A 20572-nucleotide genomic window follows, 5' to 3' on the forward strand; every position below is an offset into this window, starting at 1 on the left:
GGCGTCGAGGTCCCCGTCTATGTCTGGACCGAGACGGAAGCGACCTCGGCGCGGCTGATGCCGGTGACGACGGCCGCCGATACCGGCAAGAAGCTGCTGTGTCCGATGCCCGGGCTGATCGTCTCGATCGCGGTAACGGAGGGGCAGGAGGTCAAGGCCGGCGAGACGCTCGCGGTCGTCGAAGCCATGAAGATGCAGAACGTGCTGCGCGCCGAGCAAGACGGCGCCGTGAAGAAGATCCACGCCAGTGCCGGTGCGACGCTTGCGGTCGACGCGCTGATTTTGGAGTTTTCCTGAACACCGCAAGAGGCGACCTGAGATGGGCAGCCTGTCTGCAGGAATTCCGGTTACTTCCAGGCAGAAGTCATGTTGGGCAGCTCGGCGTCACTTGGGATTAGGTGGACTTGATGAAAACCGAACGGTTGGCATTGGCATCGGGCTTTGCGCCTGCTTCACGCCAGGACTGGCACAAGCTGGTTGATGGCGTGCTAAAGGGAGCGCCGTTCGAAAAGCTGATTGGTAGGACGTACGACGACTTGAGAATCGAGCCGATTTATCTCCGCGCGAAAGACATTGCACTAGTCGACGGGCGGGCACCCGCGGCGCCTTGGCAGATCATACAGCGCATCGATCATCCAGACGCGGTGACGGCCAATAGGCAGGCCCTTCACGATCTGGAGAATGGGGCGACGGGCCTGGCGCTCGTCTTTGCCGGCGCCAACTGCAGCCGCGGGTTCGGTCTCGATCAAACGGCAGGTGCCGTCGCCAAAGCTTTAAAGGACGTCCACCTTGATGCCGGCATCGGGATTGAACTTCAAATTGGTACAGACGGGCGTAAGACCGCGATCCATGTTGCGGAATATGTGAAGTCGGTCGGTCTCGATCCTGCCGTCTGCGACATTCGATTTGGGCTCGATCCGCTGGGCGCGTGCGCCCTAAGCGGACGCAGTCCATACACTTGGGAAGAAATCGCACGGAACGTTGCCAGCACGATCAAAGGGCTTGTAACGCTGGGGTTCAAGGGGCCGTTTGCCGCGAGCGACGGGCGTATCGTTCATGACGCCGGCGGCTCAGAAGTGCAGGAGCTTGCCTTTGTGCTCGCCTGCGGCGTGGCATATCTGCACGCTATGGAGGCGGCGCGCATTCCGCTGGATCAAGCGCGAAGTATGATCTATGCGCGACTCACTGCTGACGCCGACCAGTTTTTGACTATGGCTAAATTCCGCGCGTTGCGGCTCCTCTGGGCGCGCATCGAATCGGCGTGCGGTGTGGCGCCGAGGCCGCTGTTCATTGCGGCTGACACGTCCTGGCGCATGTTGACCCGGCGCGATCCCTACGTAAACATGTTGCGCGCTACCTTGGCGACATTCTCTGCGGGAATCGCCGGTGCCAATGCGATCACAGTTCTGCCGCACACGTTGGCGCTCGGCCTTCCAGACTCGTTTGCCCGGCGCGTGGCCCGCAACACGCAGCTTCTGCTGCTGGAGGAAAGCAATCTTGCCAAGGTTAGCGATCCTGCCGCAGGTGCTGGCGGCATTGAGGCGCTAACAACGGAGCTTTGCGACGCGGCCTGGAGGAGTTTTCAAGAGACTGAAAATGCGGGCGGCATTTTTGCCGCTCTACAGCAAGGAACGCTTCAGGCGAAGATCACAGCTACACGCACAGCGCGCCGTGCAAATCTCGCGAAACGCAGCGACCCGCTGACCGGAGTGAGCGAGTTCGCAAACCTTGGCGAAGGCGCAGCGGCGGTACTAAGCGTAAGACCGATGGCTCTTCCGCCTAGCTTTGATCAGAAATTCGTATTCGACGCACTGCCGCCGATCCGGCTTGCGGAACCCTTCGAATCGCTCCGCGATAAGTCCGATGCGATATTGAAGCTACTCGGCGCGCGGCCGCGAGTGTTTCTTGCTAATCTCGGCACACCGACCGACTTTACGGCCCGCGCGACATTCGCCAAGAGCTTCTTCGAAGCGGGAGGAATTGAGGCTATCGACGGCGCCGGCTTCGCCGACCCAGCCGAGCTTGCCCTCGCATTCACGGGATCTGGTGCCGAACTTGCCTGCCTTTGCTCCAGCGATAAGATCTATGCGGAGCGCGCCGAAATCTCCGCCCACGCGCTTCAGCAAGTCGGAGCTAGGCACATCTATTTGGCGGGACTTCCCTCTCAATCCGAGGCCGCGTTTCGGCGGGCTGGCATCTGCAGCTTTATTCACGTCAGTTGCGACGCCTTGGCAACGCTAAATGCCGCTTACAACCGGATCCAAAACCCGAAGGGTTCCGGATAATCGACAATCGAACGCGAACACTCAGATGTCATCCATCAGCGTTATCCCGAATTTTGCAAGTATTGCTTTCGAAAGGTGCTCGGTCGCCGCTTCTTCTGTTTCCGTCGATCCGTGGGTGACTCCGGAGGGCATTCCGGTCAAGTCAGCATACGGAGAAGCAGATATCGCCGGGCTCGATTTCCTTGAGACCTGGCCAGGCATCGCGCCGTTCCTGCGCGGTCCCTACCCGACCATGTATGTCAACCAGCCCTGGACGGTCCGGCAATATGCCGGCTTCTCCACGGCGGAGGATTCCAACGCGTTCTACCGCCGCAACCTCGCCGCCGGGCAGAAGGGTCTCTCGGTCGCCTTCGACCTCGCCACCCATCGCGGCTATGACTCAGATCATCCGCGGGTCGGCGGCGATGTCGGCATGGCCGGCGTTGCGATCGATTCCATCTACGACATGCGCACGCTGTTCGCGGGGATCCCGCTCGACCAGATGAGCGTATCCATGACTATGAACGGCGCTGTGCTGCCGATCCTCGCGCTCTACGTCGCCGCCGCCGAGGAACAGGGCGTGCCGCCGGAGAAGCTTTCAGGGACGATTCAGAACGACATTCTGAAAGAGTTCATGGTGCGCAATACCTACATCTATCCGCCTGCGCCCTCGATGCGGATCATCTCCGACATCTTCGCCTACACCTCGCAGAAGATTCCGAAGTACAACTCGATCTCCATCTCCGGCTATCACATGCAGGAAGCCGGCGCGACGCAGGACCTCGAGCTCGCCTATACGCTCGCCGACGGTGTCGAATACTTAAGGGCCGGCATCGCCGCAGGTCTCGACGTCGACCGCTTCGCGCCGCGGCTGTCGTTCTTCTGGGCGATCGGCATGAACTTCTTCATGGAGGTCGCCAAGCTGCGCGCCGCGCGCCTGCTCTGGGCCAAGCTCTTGAAGCCCTTCAATCCGAAGGACCCGCGCTCGCTGTCCCTGCGCACGCATTCCCAGACCTCCGGCTGGTCGCTCACCGCGCAGGACGTCTTCAACAACGTGATGCGCACGACGGTGGAGGCGATGGCGGCGACGCAAGGCCATACCCAGTCGCTGCACACCAACGCGCTCGACGAGGCCCTGGCGCTGCCGACCGACTTCTCGGCGCGCATCGCACGCAACACCCAGCTGTTCCTCCAGCAGGAGAGCGGCACCACCCGCATCATCGATCCCTGGGGCGGCTCTTATTACGTCGAGCGCCTCACCCGCGACCTCGCGGCCAAGGCGTGGGGCCACATCCAGGAGATCGAGGATCTCGGCGGGATGGCCAAGGCGATCGAGGCCGGCGTGCCCAAGCTGCGCATCGAGGAAGCCTCTGCCAAGACCCAAGCCCGCATCGATGCCGGCAAGCAGGCGGTGATCGGCGTCAACAAGTACAAGCCGACGGATGAGACCCCCATCGACATCCTCAAGGTCGACAATACCAATGTCCGGCGGCTTCAGATCGACAAGCTGAAGCGGCTGAAATCCGAGCGGAACCAGAAGGACGTCGATGCCGCGCTGGCCGCGATCACGCGCTCTGCCGGTGAAGGCAATGGCAATCTGCTCGCGCTCGCGATCGACGCCGCACGGGCGAAGGCGACCGTCGGCGAAATCTCGGACGCGATGGAGAAGGTGTTCGGCCGGCACCGCGCCGAGATCAAGTCCATCACCGGCGTCTACAAGCGTGAGGCCTCCAGCATGGGCAACCGGGTCGAGAAGGTTCAGGCGATGATCGATGCCTTCGAGGAAGCGGAAGGGCGCCGTCCGCGCATCCTGGTCGCCAAGATCGGCCAGGACGGCCACGACCGCGGCCAGAAGGTGATCGCGTCCGCCTTCGCCGACATCGGCTTCGACGTCGACATCGGGCCGCTGTTCGCCACCGCCGACGAAGCGGCGCGGCAGGCCGTCGAGAACGACGTGCACATTCTCGGCGTCTCCTCGCTCGCCGCCGCGCATCTGACCGCCGTGCCGGAGCTGAAAGCCGCGCTGAAGAAGCAGGGCCGCGACGACATCATGATCATTGTCGGTGGCGTGGTGCCGCCGCAGGATTACGATGCGCTCTACGCGGCCGGTGCCGAGGCGATCTTCCCGCCCGGGACGGTGATCGCCGATGCCGCGGATCAGCTGATCCAGAAGCTCAATGCTCGGCTCGGGCACAGTGAGGCGGCAAATAGTAAGCGCCACGGCAGATAGTAACGGCGTATCGGTCCAGATTGAAAGCTCAAAGCCGGGGCGTCGAACTTACGAATTGATCCTGCAGTCCGCAGGCAGAGTGCCGAACAGCGCATATCTGGGCTTGGAGAAGATTGGTGTAAGATGCGACGCAAAGGTTTCGTTGCAGTCAATAGGCAAATGCGGACGAATTTGCCTCATATTTTCGCGATCGGCGATGTCGCGGGTAACCCGATGCTCGCCCATAAGGCGGTTCACGAGGGGCATGTCGCGGCAGAAGCGGCTGCCGGGCTCAAGAGCTTATTTGACGCGAAGATCGTCCCGAACGTCGGCTACACTGATCCTGAGGTGGCCTGGGTTGGCATCATGGAACAAGAAGCGGCCTCCTCAGGCAGGCACGTTAGATCCGCGAAGTTTCCGTGGGCTGCCTCGGGCAGAGCGATCGCCTCGGGCGCGTCTTATGGCATGACCAAGCTGATCATCGACCAAGAGACGCACCGCATCATCGGCGGTGTGATCGTTGGCCCGCACGCTGGCGACATGATTGGAGAAATCTGCCCGGCGATCGAGATGGGCGCCGATGCAATTGATCTCAGCAAGACCATCCATCCGCATCCGACGTTCGGAGAGACAATAGGCCTGGCTGGCGAAGTGTATGAAGGTGTTTGCACGGATGTGTTGCCGGGTCCGAAGAGATCGACCAAGCGGGCGAGCCACTAGAAATCCAAAAACCTGAGCCGGCTCAGGTGCCTCGCTGCCGATTGTTCATAGGGGACCCGAATATGGCGGGAAGTTCTCGCAGGGAAGTAAAGGTACCTTTGAGCGTTCAAGAGGAGGAATTTGCCGCGGCATGTCGAGACTTCGTTCTGGAGAGGAAACCTGATCTCGCGGCATCCATCGTCATTGTACACAACCAGCTCAGGATTGTGAACGATCCGCATGTTCGGCTCGCGTTTGTAGAACTTGGTCTTGCCAGATTGGTACGAGTTCTACATCTCGCAATCGAGGGCAAGGCGATTGCGCTCAAAAGAGTGCCAAGACTCCTGTTCGACCTGGCGAGCTATAGAAGGAAGATACTCCGCGCGCTAGGTAGGGACGATTGAGGACAGCCCCTCGGGTTACTAGCACGATTCATTCAACGCGCAGATTAGAGGAATAGATACTCATCGACGCAACGAGGACCGGCAGTCATCCCTTGGCAGGAGATTCGGATCTCTGAATTGCAGAGGCGGGTACGGCGGTGCGGGCATTGCGAGATCGGAGCCGGGCGATGAAATGAACTACCGGACGCGCGGAGCCTGGTGATCGGGACCTTCCAAGTCTCGCGCGCGCTCTTTGTCGTGCTGTCGAAATCGTACGACCCGTCAAATGCCGGAAACGGTGCGGAGAGGTGCCGACTTCAGCACAAAATGCGGTCTGACATGTACGATAGTATTGCTGCTGGAGGTCGTTCGTTGGGTTTCTGCGATCGAATTCCGCATTCGGCGTCTGCGAAAGATTTGCGATCTTTCGTTTTCCTCCCTCTACTCGGCCCGGCGCGATCGCCGGGCCCTTTTTCTCGGCTGCTGACGATATCTAGTGCCGCTCGAAGCCGGTTGATCAGCGTCGTATGATCTTCTTCAAGATTTCGGTGAGCGCTCGAAATTCATCTTGGGTCAGCGGAGCGAATGTCTCGCCGGAAATCTCGCCAATAGTTTCAATCGCTGCGTCCGCTATCCGTCTTCCCTTCTCGGTCAAATCTATCTCGCGTCGCCGCGGATCCAGAGGGTCTTTGGAGCTCTTGATGAGGCCGCGAGATTTCAGGCGATTGATAACGCCGGTGATGGTCGCCGAATCATAATGAATTAGCCGTCCTAAGTGGTTTTGCGAGCAAGGACCTACCTCCTTCAATTTCGCTAGCGTCGAGAATTGGGGCCCCGTTAATTCTTCAATCATCTTAGCGGCAAAGATGGACGTGTGAGTACGGAGCGCGACTCGCAACAAAAAGCCCGGTGCGTCATCCAGCCGGTACGAATCTATAGCTTCTTTCACTTTCCCGGCCGCGCGCGGCTTTGTCTTGGGTTGCACCACTTTTTGCTTCCTTGCCGTAGGTTGCCTCAGTTCAAGAAATACAGGCTTCTAGCTCCGAAGGTCTTCGGTGCCGGCCGATTGTCTACATTTCCCGACCTAGGAAATCCATCTTTGTTCGACTTCATTCTGTTTAATGCGATTTGCTTCGTTGAGAGCCCCGGCAGTGGCTCGCTTCGATGCGTCCGTCGTTCGCATATCGAAATCCGCTCCGCCTAAGAGGCAAACCCATTCTCGCACGCGCTGGGCTAGACCGATTCGCTCCTGGCTTGCCTCCGATCACGGGAAGAGGGCATCTCATAACTTGCAAGCGAGTGCAGCACTTGCATACAAGTGATAAATGTCGTAGTGTCTTGAGATTGCTCCCCCGGGGCCTTGGCTACACGCCTTACGGACCGGCGCGCCAAAGTACTATCGGATTTGCGTATGTCGGCGATTGACAACATGAGTTCCGTTCGGTCCGACCTGATCGAAAAGGTTACGGGACGCGCCGAGTTCAAGGACAACGCGATTCGCATTCGGGGGCTGGAGCAGGTCGAGGCCGAAGCTCAACGACGCACGGCTGCCGAGCGCCGTGCCACCTTGGAGAGCATTGCGAATGATTTTGAGCAAAGCGTCGATGGCATCGTTCGTGCGGTCGCCGCTTCAGCCGCCGATATGCAGGGCACAGCGGATATTATGACCACGACCGCCAGCGATGCTAGTCTGCGCGCGTCCACCGTCGACGCTGCGTCAGAAAAAGCGTCCGGGAACGTCGAAATGGTAGCCGCCGCCGCCGAAGAATTATCTGCGTCGGTAAGGGAGATATCGCAACAGGTGTTGCAGTCGACTGAGGTCGCGCGCCAAGCTGTTGGTGACGCTGAGCGCACAGACGCTACGGTGCAGGTCTTGGCAAGCGGAGCCGAAAAGATCGGCGAAGTCGTCCAGCTCATCCATAGTATCGCCACGCAGACCAATCTCCTGGCCCTCAACGCGACGATCGAAGCGGCGCGTGCCGGCGACGCCGGACGCGGATTTGCTGTCGTGGCAGCCGAGGTTAAAGCGCTTGCCAATCAGACGGCAAAGGCAACGGAGGAGATCTCCGCGCAGATCGAGACCATGCAGGCAACTACAAACGACGCAGTTCTCGCCATTAACGGAATTACGCAAACGATCGCCAGGATGAGTGACATCACGCTGAGCATTTCCTCCGCGGTCGAGGAGCAGAGTGCTGCGACAAGCGAAATTGCGCGCAACATCCAGTCCGTTGCCGCGGGTTCCAGCGAAATCAGAGGCCATATAGGCAGCGTCAGCACCGCTGCGGCCGCCACCGGTACAGCAGCCGGCGACGTTCTCACTAACGCGCGCGGGTTGGAGAATCAGTCGGATATGCTGCGTACGGCGGTAGACCAATTTCTGACCAAAATGCGAGCCGCCTGACCGGACGTTCCTGCCAGCGGCGCATCGCTCGTGGGCACTTGAGACCTCCGCGCCCAACGCGAGGCAACTCCGCCTTTCACATGGCGTTGGGTGGGAAGTTCTTACGTGATGATCACGCGACCATTGGATGTTTTGATGCGTTGGGTCGCCTTTTTTAAGAGATATGTTTCTTTTTCCCTGTCGAGGTTGACAGTTTTATCTTGTGCTCCATAGGAATGCCCGGTTGCAGGTGCCATCCCGCCCCAACGGGTCGCGGTCTCAAGAACGTCGCAACGAATTGGTGAAACGACCGTGAACAAAGCGTGACGGAAACGCCTATTGCTATCAGTGAAATCAATAGCTTAGAGGATGGCCACCGCGTTGGAGAGGCGGGGGGCTCGGTCAGATCGCAACTTGAACCGAATGTCGGTATCGGTGGTTGCGCCTCCCCGCAACCAAATTCGGATTTCACCGGATCCGAGACGAAAATGGCCCGCATCACGCGGGCCATTTTTGTTTTGAGGGCGATCGCGCGGAGCTGCGATTCTTTTGGTGCTGGTTCGGATAGGACATGACGGGCCGCCGCTCCATGGGCGTGCATGCCGCGCGCAACAGCACTCATGATTGAAGGAACACGGTCTCGATCCGCGCGTCATCTTTGTCGCCGGGCCCATCCGGCACTTGCTTTCCGGGCGTCTGTCATTCGGAAGGGCTGGTCCAATGAAGTTCGAGGATTTCGAGGCCGCCGATATTCAGGCGGAGGAAGCGCGGATCTTCATACGTCGGGCCGGGTCGGGACCGGCCATTCTCCTGCTGCACGGATTTCCCCAGACGCATCTGATGTGGCGAGACGTTGCGCCATTGCTCGCGCAAGACTTCACCGTGGTCTGCGCCGACCTTCGCGGGTATGGGCGCAGCGCTTGTCCGCCCTCAGGCCCCGACCACGCGCCATATTCCAAACGTGCGATGGCAAAGGACATGGTGTCCGTCATGACGCGCCTTGGCTTCGACCGTTTCTCGGTCGCCGGCCATGATCGCGGTGGCCGTGTCGCTTACCGGCTCGCACTCGACCACGGCGAACGCGTGGAGCGGCTCGCCGTCCTCGACGTCGTTCCGATCGCCGATGCCTGGGAGCGCGCCGACAAGAAATTGGCGGTCGGCTATTGGCCATGGTCGTTGCTTGCGCAGCCAGAGCCTCTTCCTGAGCGGCTCTTGTCCGCAGCTCCCGACGCCGTCGTCGACAATGCCCTCCATGGCTGGGGTTCGGCAGCAGGCAGCTTCAGTCCGGCGGTCCGGGCAGCCTATGTCGAGGCGTTGCGCGATGAGGCGCATGTTCACGCGATCTGCGAGGAATATCGCGCGGCGGCAACGATCGATCACGAGCACGATCTGGCGGATCGCAATTCCGGCCGGCGGATTGATTGCCCTGTCCTGGTTCTCTGGAGTGGTCGCGGCCCGTTGAACGCGTGGTACGCGAGCGAGGGCGGTCCCTTGGGACTTTGGCGGAGCTGGGCCGATGACGTGCAAGGGAAGCCGCTCGATGGAGGACACTTCTTTCCGGAGGAGCTTTCGCAGCAGACTGCAGACGAATTGAACCGGTTTTTCGGCAGACGGTAGCAGCAATGCCAGCCCGCGTCGGCGCCGGGGTGTTAGCGCGCAGACCGAGGCCTCGCTGCCAGCGCCTCGAAGCGGACGCCTAGCATTGCTAGCATCCGTTTCTGCGAGCTCGGGTCATGTTCAAGATCTGTACGGACAGACCATCGTCAGGTTCAGCAGCGTCGGCTTGTCCGAGCCTTTCTTGTATTCCCACTCCAACCGGATCTCGTGTCGGTGGGCATAGGCATCGCTTGCCGCGTGGGTGATGATCTTCGTCTTCATCGGGATTGGCGGCTCGGAGTTGAAGCATTTCCGCACACAGGCATCGAGCAGGTCACATCGTGTCAGGGGGATGACGCCGGGCTCGTCCTTGGAGAGCGGGGCCGTGTTTGGCTGGGTGCTGAGGTCGACGCGGGCGCGGCCCTTCTCCTTGTGCCAGTACTTGGCGCTGCCCTGCGGCCACCTCGACGGCGGGTTCAAGATCAAATGGTACTGGCCGTATTCCAGGGTCGGCAGGTCGATGTCGTCGGATGCCTTGAGCTTGGCGACGCTCTTTTTCATGTTCGCCAGGGGATAGTAATTGGCGTTCATCAAGTCTCGAAATGCCTTGCCGCTATATACCAGTCCGGCCATCGCCTCTTTCCTCGATATGTCTGTTTGTCAAAAACCGTAGCGTGTGGCCGCAAATACGCGCGATGCGGCGGCCGATCACACAATTTGTTGTGTGCAGGCACGCTACCACCCACGACTGTACTTCGTCCAGCGAGCTACCATCCGGTAAGGTCGCGTATCCCGCAAGCCTAATTGCCATGCAGTCCCCTATTGGTAATGTAAGCCGAATGTCTCGCGGGCGCGGGTAGCGAAGACTGCTGAGGCAGTCGTTTGAAGGCGCTGGAATGCATTGCTTCGCGTGTCAGTCGGCGATCGGTCCGGGCGATAGCTGGTGCTCCAAATGCGGAGCGGCGGTCCGCGAGCGCGTTGAGCCCGACAGCGAACGGCGGTTCGTGACCATTTTGCGCGCCGACGTCGTCGATTCCACAGGACTTGTCGCCGAGCTGGAGCCGGAGGCCGCGGTGTCGCGCCTCGAGCCGGCTCTCGCGGCGATGAGAGGAGCGGTGCGCCAGTTCGGTGGCATTGTCAGCAAGGAGCTGGGAGACGGGCTGGCCGCCGTGTTCGGTGCCCCGATCGCCGACGACAACCACGCGCCGCTCGCTTGCCACGCGGCCATCGAGCTCGTCCGGCGTGTTGGCAGCCTGGGCGATCCCGGTCTTCAGGTCCGGGTCGGGCTCCACTCGGGCCATGTGGTCGCCTACATGGTCGCCAGCGAATTCTCCAAGGTCTATGAGATCGGCGGGGCGGCCCAGCATCTGGCCGCGCGGCTGGAAGCGGCGGCCGAGGCGAACCAGGTCTACGTCTCTGAGGCCTGTCAAAAGCTCGCGGATGGACACGTCCGCTTCGAATTCCTGGGCCGCAAGACGCTCCGCGGTTTCGGCGAGCCGATGCCTGTGTACCGGGTCATGGGCGCGAGCGATCTTTCGAGCTGGCGGGTCCGGCGTGCGCGCAGTGTTTCCCGATTTGTCGACCGCACGACGGAGCGGGCCTTGCTGTGGCGTGCGGCCGAAAGGGTCAGCGCCAGCCGCCAGACCGTTCTGCTCATGGGTGACGCCGGCATCGGAAAGTCGCGGCTTGCGCACGAGTTCGCGCAGGACCTTCGCGCCAGCGGCTGGCGGCTGATCGATGCCGAGTGCAGTCCGAATCTCCAGGGCGCGCCGTACAGCGCCCTCAAGCGATTGTTGCTGTCGATCTTCGAGTCGGCCGCAAGGGATCAGGCCAGGGCGGATGATCCCAGAGGGGCGTTGCCGGCCGTGCAGCAGCGAGCCATCGACGCGGTCCTGGACCTGCCGATCTCCGATCCGCAATGGGACGAACTGGAGCCGCACGCGCGCGGGCGCGCGATTTCAGATGCTAGCTGCGCGATCGTCGAGAGCATCGCCCGTCGTCAGCGCACGATCCTTCTGATCGAGGACCTGCACTGGATCGATCGGGCCAGCGATGCGGTCATGGCCACGCTCTCCGCGCTGCAATGTCCCGATTTGCTCGTGCTGCTGACCACGCGGCCCAACGGGATGCCGGTGTGGATTGCGCGCTGTCACGCAGAGATCGTGGCCATGCGGCCCCTCGACGACGATTCGGGCTTGGCCATGCTCGCCGAAATGCTCGGCCCCGCCACCACCAACGCGGATCTGAAGAACCGGATCATCTCCCATACCGCCAACGTTCCGCTGTTCATCGAGGAAGTCTGCCGCAGTCTGAAGGATAGCGGCATGCTCCTCGGTCAATGGGGCGACCTGTCTCTTGCGCGTCCCGTGGAAGAGCTCGGCATTCCCACCAGCATCCAAGGTGTGATCGCGGCGCGGCTCGATCGCGTGTCACGACAGGAACGATCGCTCCTGCAGATCGCCGCGGCGTTTGGTCCCCGGACAAACCAGGCCCTGCTCCGGAAGATCGCGGCCTTGCCGGAAGGCGTGCTGCAGGATTGCCTCACCGCGCTCGACCGGGCCGAACTGCTCGTCAGGATCGATAGCGAGTTGGAGGACTCGCTCGAATTTCGGCACGAGATGGTCCGGCAGGTGACCTACGATTCCATGGTCGAAAAGGTGCGCGAGAGCATCCATGCCAGCATCCTCGCAGCGCTCGAGGACGACGAGGCATCGAACGACGGGCCGGACGCGCTCTGCTATCACGCGACGAGGGCGAAGGATTGGCAGAAGGCGTTTCACCATGGCAGAAGCGCCGCTCGAAAATGTCTGGTGCGCTCAGCCTATGCCGACGCGGTCGACTATTTCGAGATCGCAATGGGGTCTCTCGACAAGACCCCGGTGACGCAAGCGCGAGAAGCGGACGCCATCGATCTCCGGATGGAGGCGCGCTTGGCCTTTGCCGGATCGGGGCGCGTCGCCGAAGCCCTGGATCTGGGACGCGAAGCCGAACGGCGCGCCGATGCAATCGACGACATCGGGCGCAAGATCGCGGCCATGACCGTGAGAGCGGGCGCGCAGAACTTCTACGGAACGCCGGTCGAAGCTGTCGCGATCGGGGAAGAGGTCGTGCGTCTGGCGGAAAGCTCAGGCAATCCCGGCTGGCGTAATCTCGCGCAATATGGTCTTGGGCAGGCCTATTTTCTCTGCGGCCGCTATCAAAGCGCCGAGAAGATGCTGGCCGCGGCACGTGCCGGTCTCGTGGGCTCGGCATCGAGTGCCCCGATCGGCACGACTCCACGATCCTTGCTCCTCCTCTGCTGCATGATGAACGGCATCACCCACACCGTCATGGGTGAGCTCGACGCCGCCGAGCAGCTCCAGCAACAGGCCGCGGCGATCGCGGAGGAGACCGGCCGCCCCTACGACCGTGTCGCCGCCGCCTATAGCGGCGGCTGGCTGATGCTCGGTCGAGGCGACCCGGCGGCGGCTGCCGCCATTCTCGAAGACGGGTTTGTCCTGGCGCAGAAGCACGGCATCCGCCTGTTCGTGCCGGTGCTCGCCTGCCACCTCGGCATGGCCTATCTGGAGCAGGGCCTGTTCGACCGGGCGCGCGGCATGCTGACCGAGGCGCGCGAGGAGGCCAAGGCGGTCGGCTACACCTCGGCGGTGCTGCGCAGCTCGATCTACCTTGCGCTCGCGACCTGCCGCCTCGGCGATGTCAGGGCTGCGCAGAACATGCTGCGCGAGGCGCGCAACACCGCCCGCCAGCAGGGGTTTTCGGGCCTCGAGGCCGAGGCCCTGTTCGGCGAAGCCGTTGTGACGCCCATCTCCAGTACGGAGAGCAGGGCGGCCATCCTTACCGCGCTGCGCGCGGCCATCGCGATCGCCTCCGAAAGCGGCGCGCTGCCGCTCCAGCGCAAGGCCGAGGCGATGCTGACCGAGGTGCTCGCCCAGGGCAGCGAGCTCATCTGACGCCGCGTTCCGCCGGGTCTGCACCTTGTCGCCGCGGGACCGAACCGTCGGCCCAAAATGCCGAATGAATCTTGTAGGTAGCACAAGGGGTTAGCTACTGTGCATGGGGTTGTTTTCGCATAATTGATCGGGCGCCGCCTCCAGGCGGCTGCGAGAGGCAGCCCCGCTCACCGCGGTGACGAAGCCCCTTGCACCGACGCCAAGGTGGGCTACCGTCGGTGACTAGCCGCAGGGCCAGGTGACTTTTGATCTCGATTTCTTAGCATCGCATTTTGCCGGCGCCGCCATGGCGCGACGCCTACCGGATGAGGCGGGGCCATGATCACACGGGACCAGTCAGCGTTGTTGGCGCCGGTCGAGCGCGACCTCAGGCTCGATCTCTTCCGCGGCATCGGCCTGTGGATGATCTTCCTCGACCACATCCCGCACGACGTCGTGGCCTGGCTGACGCTGCGCAATTACGGCTTCAGCGACGCCGCCGAGTTCTTCGTCTTCATCTCCGGCTATCTGGTCGGCTGGATCTACGGCCCGATCGTCGCCGGCGGCTGGTTTCTCGCCGCGATGAAGCGGCTGTGGCGGCGTGCGGCCGAGTTGTATGTCGCGCACATCATGCTGTTTCTGCTGTTCACCGCGCAGATCGCCCGCACCGCGCGCCGCTTCGACAATCCGATGTACCAGCACGAGTTCAACGTGTTCAACTTCCTGGCGCATCCGGACGAGCTGATCGGGCAGGCGATCGTGCTGAAATACAAACCGGTCAATCTCGACGTGCTGCCGCTCTACATCACGCTGGTGCTCGCCTCGCCCTTCATCGTCTGGTGCCTGGTGCGCCGGCCCAACCTGACGCTCGCCGCCTCGGTCGTGCTCTATGTGCTGTCGCGCTGGTTCAACTGGAACGTCGCTTCCTACCCGCCCGGCACGACCTGGTACTTCAACCCGTTCTGCTGGCAATTGATGTTCGTGTTTGCGGCCTGGTGCGGCGTCGGGCAGATCGACAAGATCGCGAGGTGGGTGTGGTCGAGGGCGGCGATGGGTCTGGCCGCGGCCTGGCTGGTGTTCGCGCTGCTGATCGTGATGACCTGGCACGTCCCAGCGCTCGAGGCGCTGATCCCGAAATGGATGATCAAGACGATCTACCCGATCGACAAGACCGATCTCGACATGCTGCGCTTCACGCATTTCCTGGCATTGGCAATCTGGGTCACCCACTTCCTCTCGCGCAAATGGCGGGCGCTGCATGGGGTCTGGCTGCGCCCCGTGATCCTCTGCGGCCAGCATTCGCTGCCGATCTTCTGCCTCGGCGTGTTCCTGTCGTTCTCGGCGCACTGGATCCTGACGCAGTACACCAGGGGCATCTGGGAGCAACTCGCCGTCTCCATCGTCGGCATCGTCATCATGGTCGGCGCGGCCTGGCTGCTCGACCGCGCCGAGCGTGTGCCGAACCTGTTCGTGAAGGTGACGGAGGCCGAGGAGCCGGAGATGGTCGAGAGCGCGCAGGCCGCGACCGCCGGCGCGGCTCCCGCGAGCCGCTGAAGCATCGTCCGCATGTCCTGGAGAGCCCAATGTCCAAACGTTTGATGACGATCGCCGGCGCTCTCCTGTTTCTCGCCTGCGGTGCATCCGCGCAGGCGCCGTCGCCGGAGACGATGAGCGCGGCGCGCAAGCTCGTCGTCACCTTGAAGATCGCCGATCAGTACCGCGCATTGCTGCCGCAACTCCTGCTCAAGCTCCGGCCCGTGGTCGCGCAGGACAGGCCGGAGATCGAGCGCGACTACGATGCGGTGACGGCACCCGGCTCCGAGATCTATGCTCCGTTCGTTGCGTCCATGGTCGAGCAGATCGCGGCGTTCTATGCCCAAAGCTTCAGCGTGGACGAGCTGCGCCAGATCGAGGCGTTCTATGCCCAGCCGGCCGGGAAGAAGTTCTTGGAGAAGTCGGATGCGCTGGCGCAGGCGAGTGCGCAGATCGGCCAGGATGTCAGCCAGAAGGCCGCCGACGAATTGAAGCAGCGCCTGATCGAGGCGCTGCGCCAGAAGGGGCACAAGCTCTGAGCCGCGGGCTAAGCCAGGAACGCGCGGAAGCGCCGCAGTGCGATCACGAAGAAGACGCCGCCGATCACGGCGAGCGCGACCAGCTGCGGCCACACGGCCTCCAGGCCCGCGCCGCGGAACAGGATCGCCTGGGCGAGCATCACGAAATGCGTGTTGGGCGCCGCGAGCATGATGTCCTGGACGAATTGCGGCATGCTCTCGCGCGGTGTCATGCTGCCCGACAGGGTCTGCAGCGGCAGCAGGATCATGATCAGCAGCAGCCCGAACTGCGGCATCGAGCCGGCGACGGTGGCGAGAAAGATGCCCATGCTGGTGGTGGCAAACAGTTGCAGCGCGGCGCCGACGAGGAACAGCGCCAGCGAGCCGTCGATCGTCACCTCCAGCCAGCCCTTGACGACGAAGGCGATCGACAGCGCGGAGGCGACCAGCACCACGGCTCCCATCGACCAGACCTTGCTCACCATGATCTCCAATGGCGTGACCGGCATCACCAGCAGATGCTCGATGGTGCCGTGCTCACGCTCGCGGATCAGCGCCGCGCCGGTCAGGATGATCGAGAGCATCGTAATCGAGGTGATCACGTGGTCGATGGCGCCGAACCAGGATTTCTTCAGCTCCGGATTGAATCGCGCCCGCAGCGTCAGCTCGATCGGCGCGGTCTGGGCATTGCGCGTGTGCGCCAGGAACTCCGCGACTTCCCCGCTGACGATCTGCTCGATATAGCCGCCGCCGTTGAACGCCTGTGAGATGCGGGTCGCATCGACGTTGAGCTGGATCGTGGGCGATTTGCGCGCCAGCAGGTCGCGCTGGAAGTCAGGCGGGATGTCGAGCGCGAAGGTATCGAGGCCGGCGTCCATCCGCCGGTCCATGTCGTATTGCGAGATCATGCGCGGTACGGAGAAGTAGGGCGCCGTGAATGCCATCTCGATGCGGGTCGAGATCGGCGAATGGTCTTCGTCGACGACCGCGATCGCGGCGCGGTTCAGCGTTTCCGGCAGCGCCTTCGCGCCGGCATAGACCGCCAGCGTGAAGGAATAGACGATGAGCACGAGCAGCATGGGGTCACGCACCAGGCCGCGCAATTCCTTGATGCCGAGCTGAAACAAATTGTCGAAGCGCATGGTCAGCGGGCCTGTTTCTTCAGCAGCGTCGCGCCGGCAATCACCAGGACGGGGACCATGATCGCGAGCGCCAGCAGGTCGTTGTGGAGGGTGTCGAACGCCAGGCCCTTGGAGAAGGTGCCGCGCGAGATCGTGACGAAATAGGTGGTGGGATAGAGCCGCCCGACCAGGGCACCAAGTCTCTGCAGCGAGGAAACCGGATCGATCAGCCCGGAGTACTGAATGGCCGGTATCAGCGTGACCAGAACGGTGCCGAACAGGGCCGCGATCTGGCTGTTCATGAAGGCCGAGATCACCAGCCCCATGCCGGTCGTCGCCGTGACGTAGAGCAGCGCGGCGAGCGCGTAGGTCGGAAAGCTCCCGGTGAAGGGGACGCGGAAGACGACGAGGGCAAAGCCGACGAGAAGGAGAAAGTTTCCGAACGCCAGCACGACATAGGGCAGCTGCGTGCCGAGCAGGAATTCCAGCCGCGTCACCGGCGTCACGTAGAAATTGACGATCGAGCCGAGCTCCTTCTCGCGCACGACCGCGAGCGCGGCGAGCACGGCCGGAATCATGATCAGCAGCAGCGGAATGATGCCCGGCGCCATGGCGACGACGCTGATGACATCGGGATTGTAGCGGTAGCGCAGCTGGAGCTGGTAGGCGCCGGCGATCGCCGCCTCGCCGTAGAGCTCGCGGCCCTTTTGCGCGAGCCAGGTGGCGTGGATCGCCTGGGCGTAGGAGCGCAGCGTTTCGGCCCGCGTCGGATTGGCGCCGTCGACCCAGGCGCCGATCTCGACATGGCGGCCGCGGCTGACGTCACGACCGAAGCCCGGCGGCAGCTCGATGGCAAGCCCGATCTCGCCGGCGCGCATGCGACGGTCGAGATCGGCATAGTCGGTGATGGGGGATTTTTCGGTAAAGTAGCGCGAGCCCGCGATCTGGAGGCTGTAATCGCGGCTGATCGCGCTGTCGTCGCGGTCGAGCACGGCGAAAGTCAGGTTCTCGACGTCCATGCTGATGCCATAGCCGAGCACGAACAGCAGCAGCACGCTGCCGAGGATTGCGAGCGTGGCGCGGATCGGATCGCGCCGCAGTTCGAGTGCCTCGCGCCGGGAATAGGCGAGCATGCGGGTCGGATTGAACGTCGCGCCGCGCTTGCGTGGCGGCTGCGCTGTCGCGGCCGGTAGGGGCGATGCGATCGCAGGCTGGCCGGCCGGCTCCGCCTTATCCGCGATCGCCTCTTCCAGGCAGGCGATGAAGGCCTGCTCCAGCGTCGCGGTGCCGCGTGCGGCCACGATCGCCGCGGGTGTGTCCGACGTCAGCACCTTGCCCGCATGCATCAGCGAGACCCGGTCGCAGCGCTCGGCCTCGTTCATGAAATGGGTCGAGACGAAGATGGTGACGTTGTCCTTGCGGGAGAGCTCGGCGAGGATCTGCCAGAAGCGGTCGCGGGCGACCGGATCCACGCCGGAGGTCGGCTCGTCGAGGATGAGGATGTCGGGCGCATGGATCATGGCGACCGCCAGCGACAATCGCTGCCGCAGCCCGAGCGGCAACGCATCGGGCAGGGCCTCGGTAACGTCGGCGAGGTCGAACCGGCTGATCATCTCGCTGATGCGCGGGGCGATGGTCTCCGCCGGCAGCTCGAACAGCCGCGCATGCAGATCGAGATTTTGCGCGACCGTGAGCTCCGAATAGAGCGAGAAGCCCTGCGACATGTAGCCGATGCGCCGCCGCACCGACATGTCGCCGGCATCGATGGTCTTGCCGAACAGCCGCGCGGTGCCTTCGCTCACCGGCAGGAGGCCCGTGAGCATCTTCATGGTCGTGGTCTTGCCGCACCCGTTCGAGCCGAGGAAGCCGAAGATCTCACCCTTCCTGATGCGGAAGCTGACGTCGTCGACGGCCACGAAGCCGTTGAACCGTCGGGTCAGGTGGTCGGCCTCGATCGCGATCTCGTCATGGTCCTCGGCGCGCGGCGGGATGACGACATTGGTGTAGTTGCTGCGATCCGCGTCGGGCAAGAGACGAATGAAGGCCTCGTCGAGCGTATCCGCGCCGGTCTGCCGCTTGAGCTCGGCAGGCGTTCCGGTCGCCAGCACGCGGCCGGCATTCATCGCGATCAGGAAGTCGAACTGCGCGGCCTCTTCCATGTAGGCGGTCGAGACGATCACGCTCATGCCGGGCCGGCTATCGCGGATCGAGGTGATCAATTCCCAGAACTGGCGGCGCGACAGCGGATCAACGCCGGTGGTCGGCTCGTCCAGGATCAAGAGTTCGGGATCGTGGATCAGGGCGCAGCACAGGCCGACCTTCTGCTTCATGCCGCCGGAGAGTTTTGCCGCCGGCCGGTCGGCGAAGGGCGTGAGCCCGGTGTCGCGCAGCAGGCCGGCGATCCGCCTGTGCCGCTCGGCCTTGTCGTGTCCGAACAGGCGGCCGAAGAAGTCGATGTTCTCGAACACCGACAGTGTCGGATACAGATTCTTGCCGAGCCCCTGCGGCATATAGGCGATGTCGGGGCACACGTTGCGGCGATGGCGCGAGCTTGCCATATCGCCGCCGAGCACGTGGATGCGTCCGTCCTGGATCGCGCGGGCTCCGGCGATCAGCGACAGCAGGCTCGATTTGCCGACGCCGTCGGGGCCGATCAGTCCGACCATGCAGCCGGACGGCAGGTCGAGCGTGATGGCATCGAGCGCCCGGGCCTTGCCATAGCTCAGGCCCACGCCTTCCAGATGCACCACGCTGCCGGCGGCAGCCGATGCATCGGCTGTGGCAGTCGCGCTCATCTCGTCAGCTTGATCTTGAGATTGTCGGGCCATTGTGCGGCCGGATCGAGCTGCACATAGGCCATGCCGGGCAGGCCGGTCTTCACATGCTCGATGTGCTGGCGCAGCAGCTCGGGCGCGATATGTGCCTTGATGCGGAACATCAGCTTCTGACGCTCCTCCTCGGTCTCGACGGTCTTGGGCGTGAATTGCGCGACGTCGGCGACGAAGGTGGCCTTGGCGGGGATCACATATTGCGGGATGGCGTCGAGCACGAGGCGAACCTCGGCGCCCATCGCGACGCGGCCAGCCTCGGCCGTCGGCAGGAAGAACGTCATGTAGACGTCGCCGAGATCGACCATGTTGAGGACGCGGCCGCCGGCGGCGAGCACCTCGCCGGGCTGCGACACGCGATACTGCACGCGGCCGTCGCGCGGCGCCTTCAGCACGCTGTCATTGAGGTCGGCATTGATGCTTTCGATCGCGGCCTTCGCGGCGTCGACCGAAGCGCCCGCGTCGATCACCATGGCGCGGGAGGAGCTGATCGCGGCCTCGGATGCCGCGACCTGAGCGTGGGACGCGGCAAGCGCCGCCTTGGCCGTGGCGTTGGCAGAGCGGTCGTCGTCCAGCACCTGCTGCGATACCGCACTGGTTCTGATCAATTGTTCGGAACGATCGAGCTTGCGGCTGGTGCTGTCGAGCTGCGCGATGCGCTGGTCGACCACGGCCTCGGCGGCCTTGCGTTCGGCTTCGCGCTGGTTCACCAGGCTCTTGGCGGTCTCGACGTTGATGGACGCGCGCTGCAGCTGTGCTTCGGCCTGGCGGCGCTGGGCCTGCAATTGCTCGGTGTCCATGCGCGCCAGAATCTGGCCCGCGCGCACGAAGTCGCCCTCGTTGACCAGGATCTCGCGAATCCGGCCGGGCGTCTTGGTCGCGATGTCGATCTCGACTGCCTCGATGCGGCCGTTGCCGCGGGCGAAGCCTGCAGGCAGCGTGTTGGTATCGCGGTGCTGCCAATAGTAATAGCCGCCGCCAGCAAAGAGGACGGCGATCGCGGCGATGACGCGACCCGGAGTGAAGTTCATTTGATCAAAACGCCGTGAGGCGGCGCCCACTGTTGAGACACGAACCCGGCCGCTGATGGTGCGGAAAGGCAGGCT

Annotated in this window: 13 protein-coding genes and 1 pseudogene; 9 read left to right on the plus strand and 5 right to left on the minus strand. The window is 62.9% G+C overall.

From position 1 onward, the window contains the following. The 4 genes from XH81_RS17760 to XH81_RS17775 all read left to right on the plus strand — a co-directional run. Window positions 1-297: biotin/lipoyl-containing protein (locus XH81_RS17760; protein WP_212436807.1), on the plus strand; the 297-nt coding region annotated here is incomplete at its 5' end. A 110-nt stretch (window positions 298-407) separates the two neighbouring features. After that, window positions 408-2285, plus strand: a complete 1878-nt coding sequence (locus XH81_RS17765) for a methylmalonyl-CoA mutase family protein (protein WP_028144460.1) — start codon at window positions 408-410, stop codon at window positions 2283-2285. 34 nt (window positions 2286-2319) lie between these two features. Then, window positions 2320-4494: a methylmalonyl-CoA mutase gene (gene scpA, locus XH81_RS17770; protein ID WP_271596335.1), complete on the plus strand. Its 2175-nt coding sequence runs from the start codon at window positions 2320-2322 to the stop codon at window positions 4492-4494. Window positions 4495-4653: 159 nt separating this feature from the next. After that, entirely contained in the window at window positions 4654-5193 is a 540-nt protein-coding gene (locus XH81_RS17775) for an FAD-dependent oxidoreductase (protein WP_028148929.1), read from the plus strand. 879 nt (window positions 5194-6072) lie between these two features. On the opposite strand, the gene XH81_RS17780 is transcribed toward XH81_RS17775, so the two are convergent. Then, window positions 6073-6543: a MarR family winged helix-turn-helix transcriptional regulator gene (locus XH81_RS17780; RefSeq protein ID WP_038944656.1), complete on the minus strand. Its 471-nt coding sequence runs from the start codon at window positions 6541-6543 to the stop codon at window positions 6073-6075. Window positions 6544-7035: 492 nt separating this feature from the next. On the opposite strand from XH81_RS17780, the pseudogene XH81_RS17785 reads away from it, so the two are divergent. Beyond that, window positions 7036-7959 (plus strand): annotated as a pseudogene (locus tag XH81_RS17785) (methyl-accepting chemotaxis protein); the annotation flags it as partial. Window positions 7960-8658: 699 nt separating this feature from the next. Next, window positions 8659-9555, plus strand: coding sequence for an alpha/beta fold hydrolase (locus tag XH81_RS17790; RefSeq protein ID WP_028142179.1), 897 nt, complete (start codon window positions 8659-8661; stop codon window positions 9553-9555). Between the two features lie 120 nt (window positions 9556-9675). Here XH81_RS17790 and XH81_RS17795 read toward each other — a convergent pair whose 3' ends face one another. Next, window positions 9676-10167: a hypothetical protein gene (locus XH81_RS17795; protein WP_028142178.1), complete on the minus strand. Its 492-nt coding sequence runs from the start codon at window positions 10165-10167 to the stop codon at window positions 9676-9678. A gap of 263 nt (window positions 10168-10430) precedes the next feature. On the opposite strand from XH81_RS17795, the gene XH81_RS17800 reads away from it, so the two are divergent. The 3 genes from XH81_RS17800 to XH81_RS17810 all read left to right on the plus strand — a co-directional run bounded on the left by XH81_RS17800 (window position 10431) and on the right by XH81_RS17810 (window position 15538). Then, window positions 10431-13487, plus strand: coding sequence for an ATP-binding protein (locus XH81_RS17800; protein WP_028142177.1), 3057 nt, complete (start codon window positions 10431-10433; stop codon window positions 13485-13487). Window positions 13488-13805: 318 nt separating this feature from the next. Next, window positions 13806-15020 carry an OpgC domain-containing protein gene (locus XH81_RS17805; protein WP_028142176.1) on the plus strand — a complete coding sequence of 405 codons (1215 nt, stop codon included), beginning with the start codon at window positions 13806-13808 and terminating at the stop codon, window positions 15018-15020. 29 nt (window positions 15021-15049) lie between these two features. Further along, window positions 15050-15538 carry a DUF2059 domain-containing protein gene (locus XH81_RS17810; RefSeq protein ID WP_028142175.1) on the plus strand — a complete coding sequence of 163 codons (489 nt, stop codon included), beginning with the start codon at window positions 15050-15052 and terminating at the stop codon, window positions 15536-15538. 8 nt (window positions 15539-15546) lie between these two features. On the opposite strand, the gene XH81_RS17815 is transcribed toward XH81_RS17810, so the two are convergent. From XH81_RS17815 to XH81_RS17825, 3 genes are read right to left on the minus strand one after another with little or no spacing between them, the layout of a single operon-like run. Further along, window positions 15547-16659, minus strand: coding sequence for an ABC transporter permease (locus XH81_RS17815; RefSeq protein ID WP_028142174.1), 1113 nt, complete (start codon window positions 16657-16659; stop codon window positions 15547-15549). Between the two features lie 2 nt (window positions 16660-16661). After that, window positions 16662-19433 carry a ribosome-associated ATPase/putative transporter RbbA gene (gene rbbA / locus XH81_RS17820; RefSeq protein WP_028142173.1) on the minus strand — a complete coding sequence of 924 codons (2772 nt, stop codon included), beginning with the start codon at window positions 19431-19433 and terminating at the stop codon, window positions 16662-16664. Then, entirely contained in the window at window positions 19430-20497 is a 1068-nt protein-coding gene (locus XH81_RS17825) for an HlyD family secretion protein (protein WP_028142172.1), read from the minus strand. Before XH81_RS17825 ends, rbbA begins: the two co-directional genes overlap by 4 nt. Window positions 20498-20572 lie beyond the last annotated feature (75 nt).

Origin of the sequence: Bradyrhizobium sp. CCBAU 25360 (assembly GCF_028128695.1) — a bacterium.
GTDB lineage: Bacteria > Pseudomonadota > Alphaproteobacteria > Rhizobiales > Xanthobacteraceae > Bradyrhizobium > Bradyrhizobium ottawaense.

Bases quoted from the DNA above. Each gene is read 5' to 3' on its own strand.
- XH81_RS17825 (WP_028142172.1), bottom strand. From the start codon at position 20,497: ATGAACTTCACTCCGGGTCGCGTCATCGCCGCGATCGCCGTCCTCTTT.
- XH81_RS17795 (WP_028142178.1), bottom strand. From the start codon at position 10,167: ATGGCCGGACTGGTATATAGCGGCAAGGCATTTCGAGACTTGATGAAC.
- XH81_RS17815 (WP_028142174.1), bottom strand. From the start codon at position 16,659: ATGCGCTTCGACAATTTGTTTCAGCTCGGCATCAAGGAATTGCGCGGC.
- XH81_RS17765 (WP_028144460.1), top strand. From the start codon at position 408: ATGAAAACCGAACGGTTGGCATTGGCATCGGGCTTTGCGCCTGCTTCA.
- rbbA (WP_028142173.1), bottom strand. From the start codon at position 19,433: ATGAGCGCGACTGCCACAGCCGATGCATCGGCTGCCGCCGGCAGCGTG.
- XH81_RS17800 (WP_028142177.1), top strand. From the start codon at position 10,431: ATGCATTGCTTCGCGTGTCAGTCGGCGATCGGTCCGGGCGATAGCTGG.
- XH81_RS17775 (WP_028148929.1), top strand. From the start codon at position 4,654: ATGCGGACGAATTTGCCTCATATTTTCGCGATCGGCGATGTCGCGGGT.
- XH81_RS17805 (WP_028142176.1), top strand. From the start codon at position 13,806: ATGATCACACGGGACCAGTCAGCGTTGTTGGCGCCGGTCGAGCGCGAC.
- XH81_RS17790 (WP_028142179.1), top strand. From the start codon at position 8,659: ATGAAGTTCGAGGATTTCGAGGCCGCCGATATTCAGGCGGAGGAAGCG.
- XH81_RS17810 (WP_028142175.1), top strand. From the start codon at position 15,050: ATGTCCAAACGTTTGATGACGATCGCCGGCGCTCTCCTGTTTCTCGCC.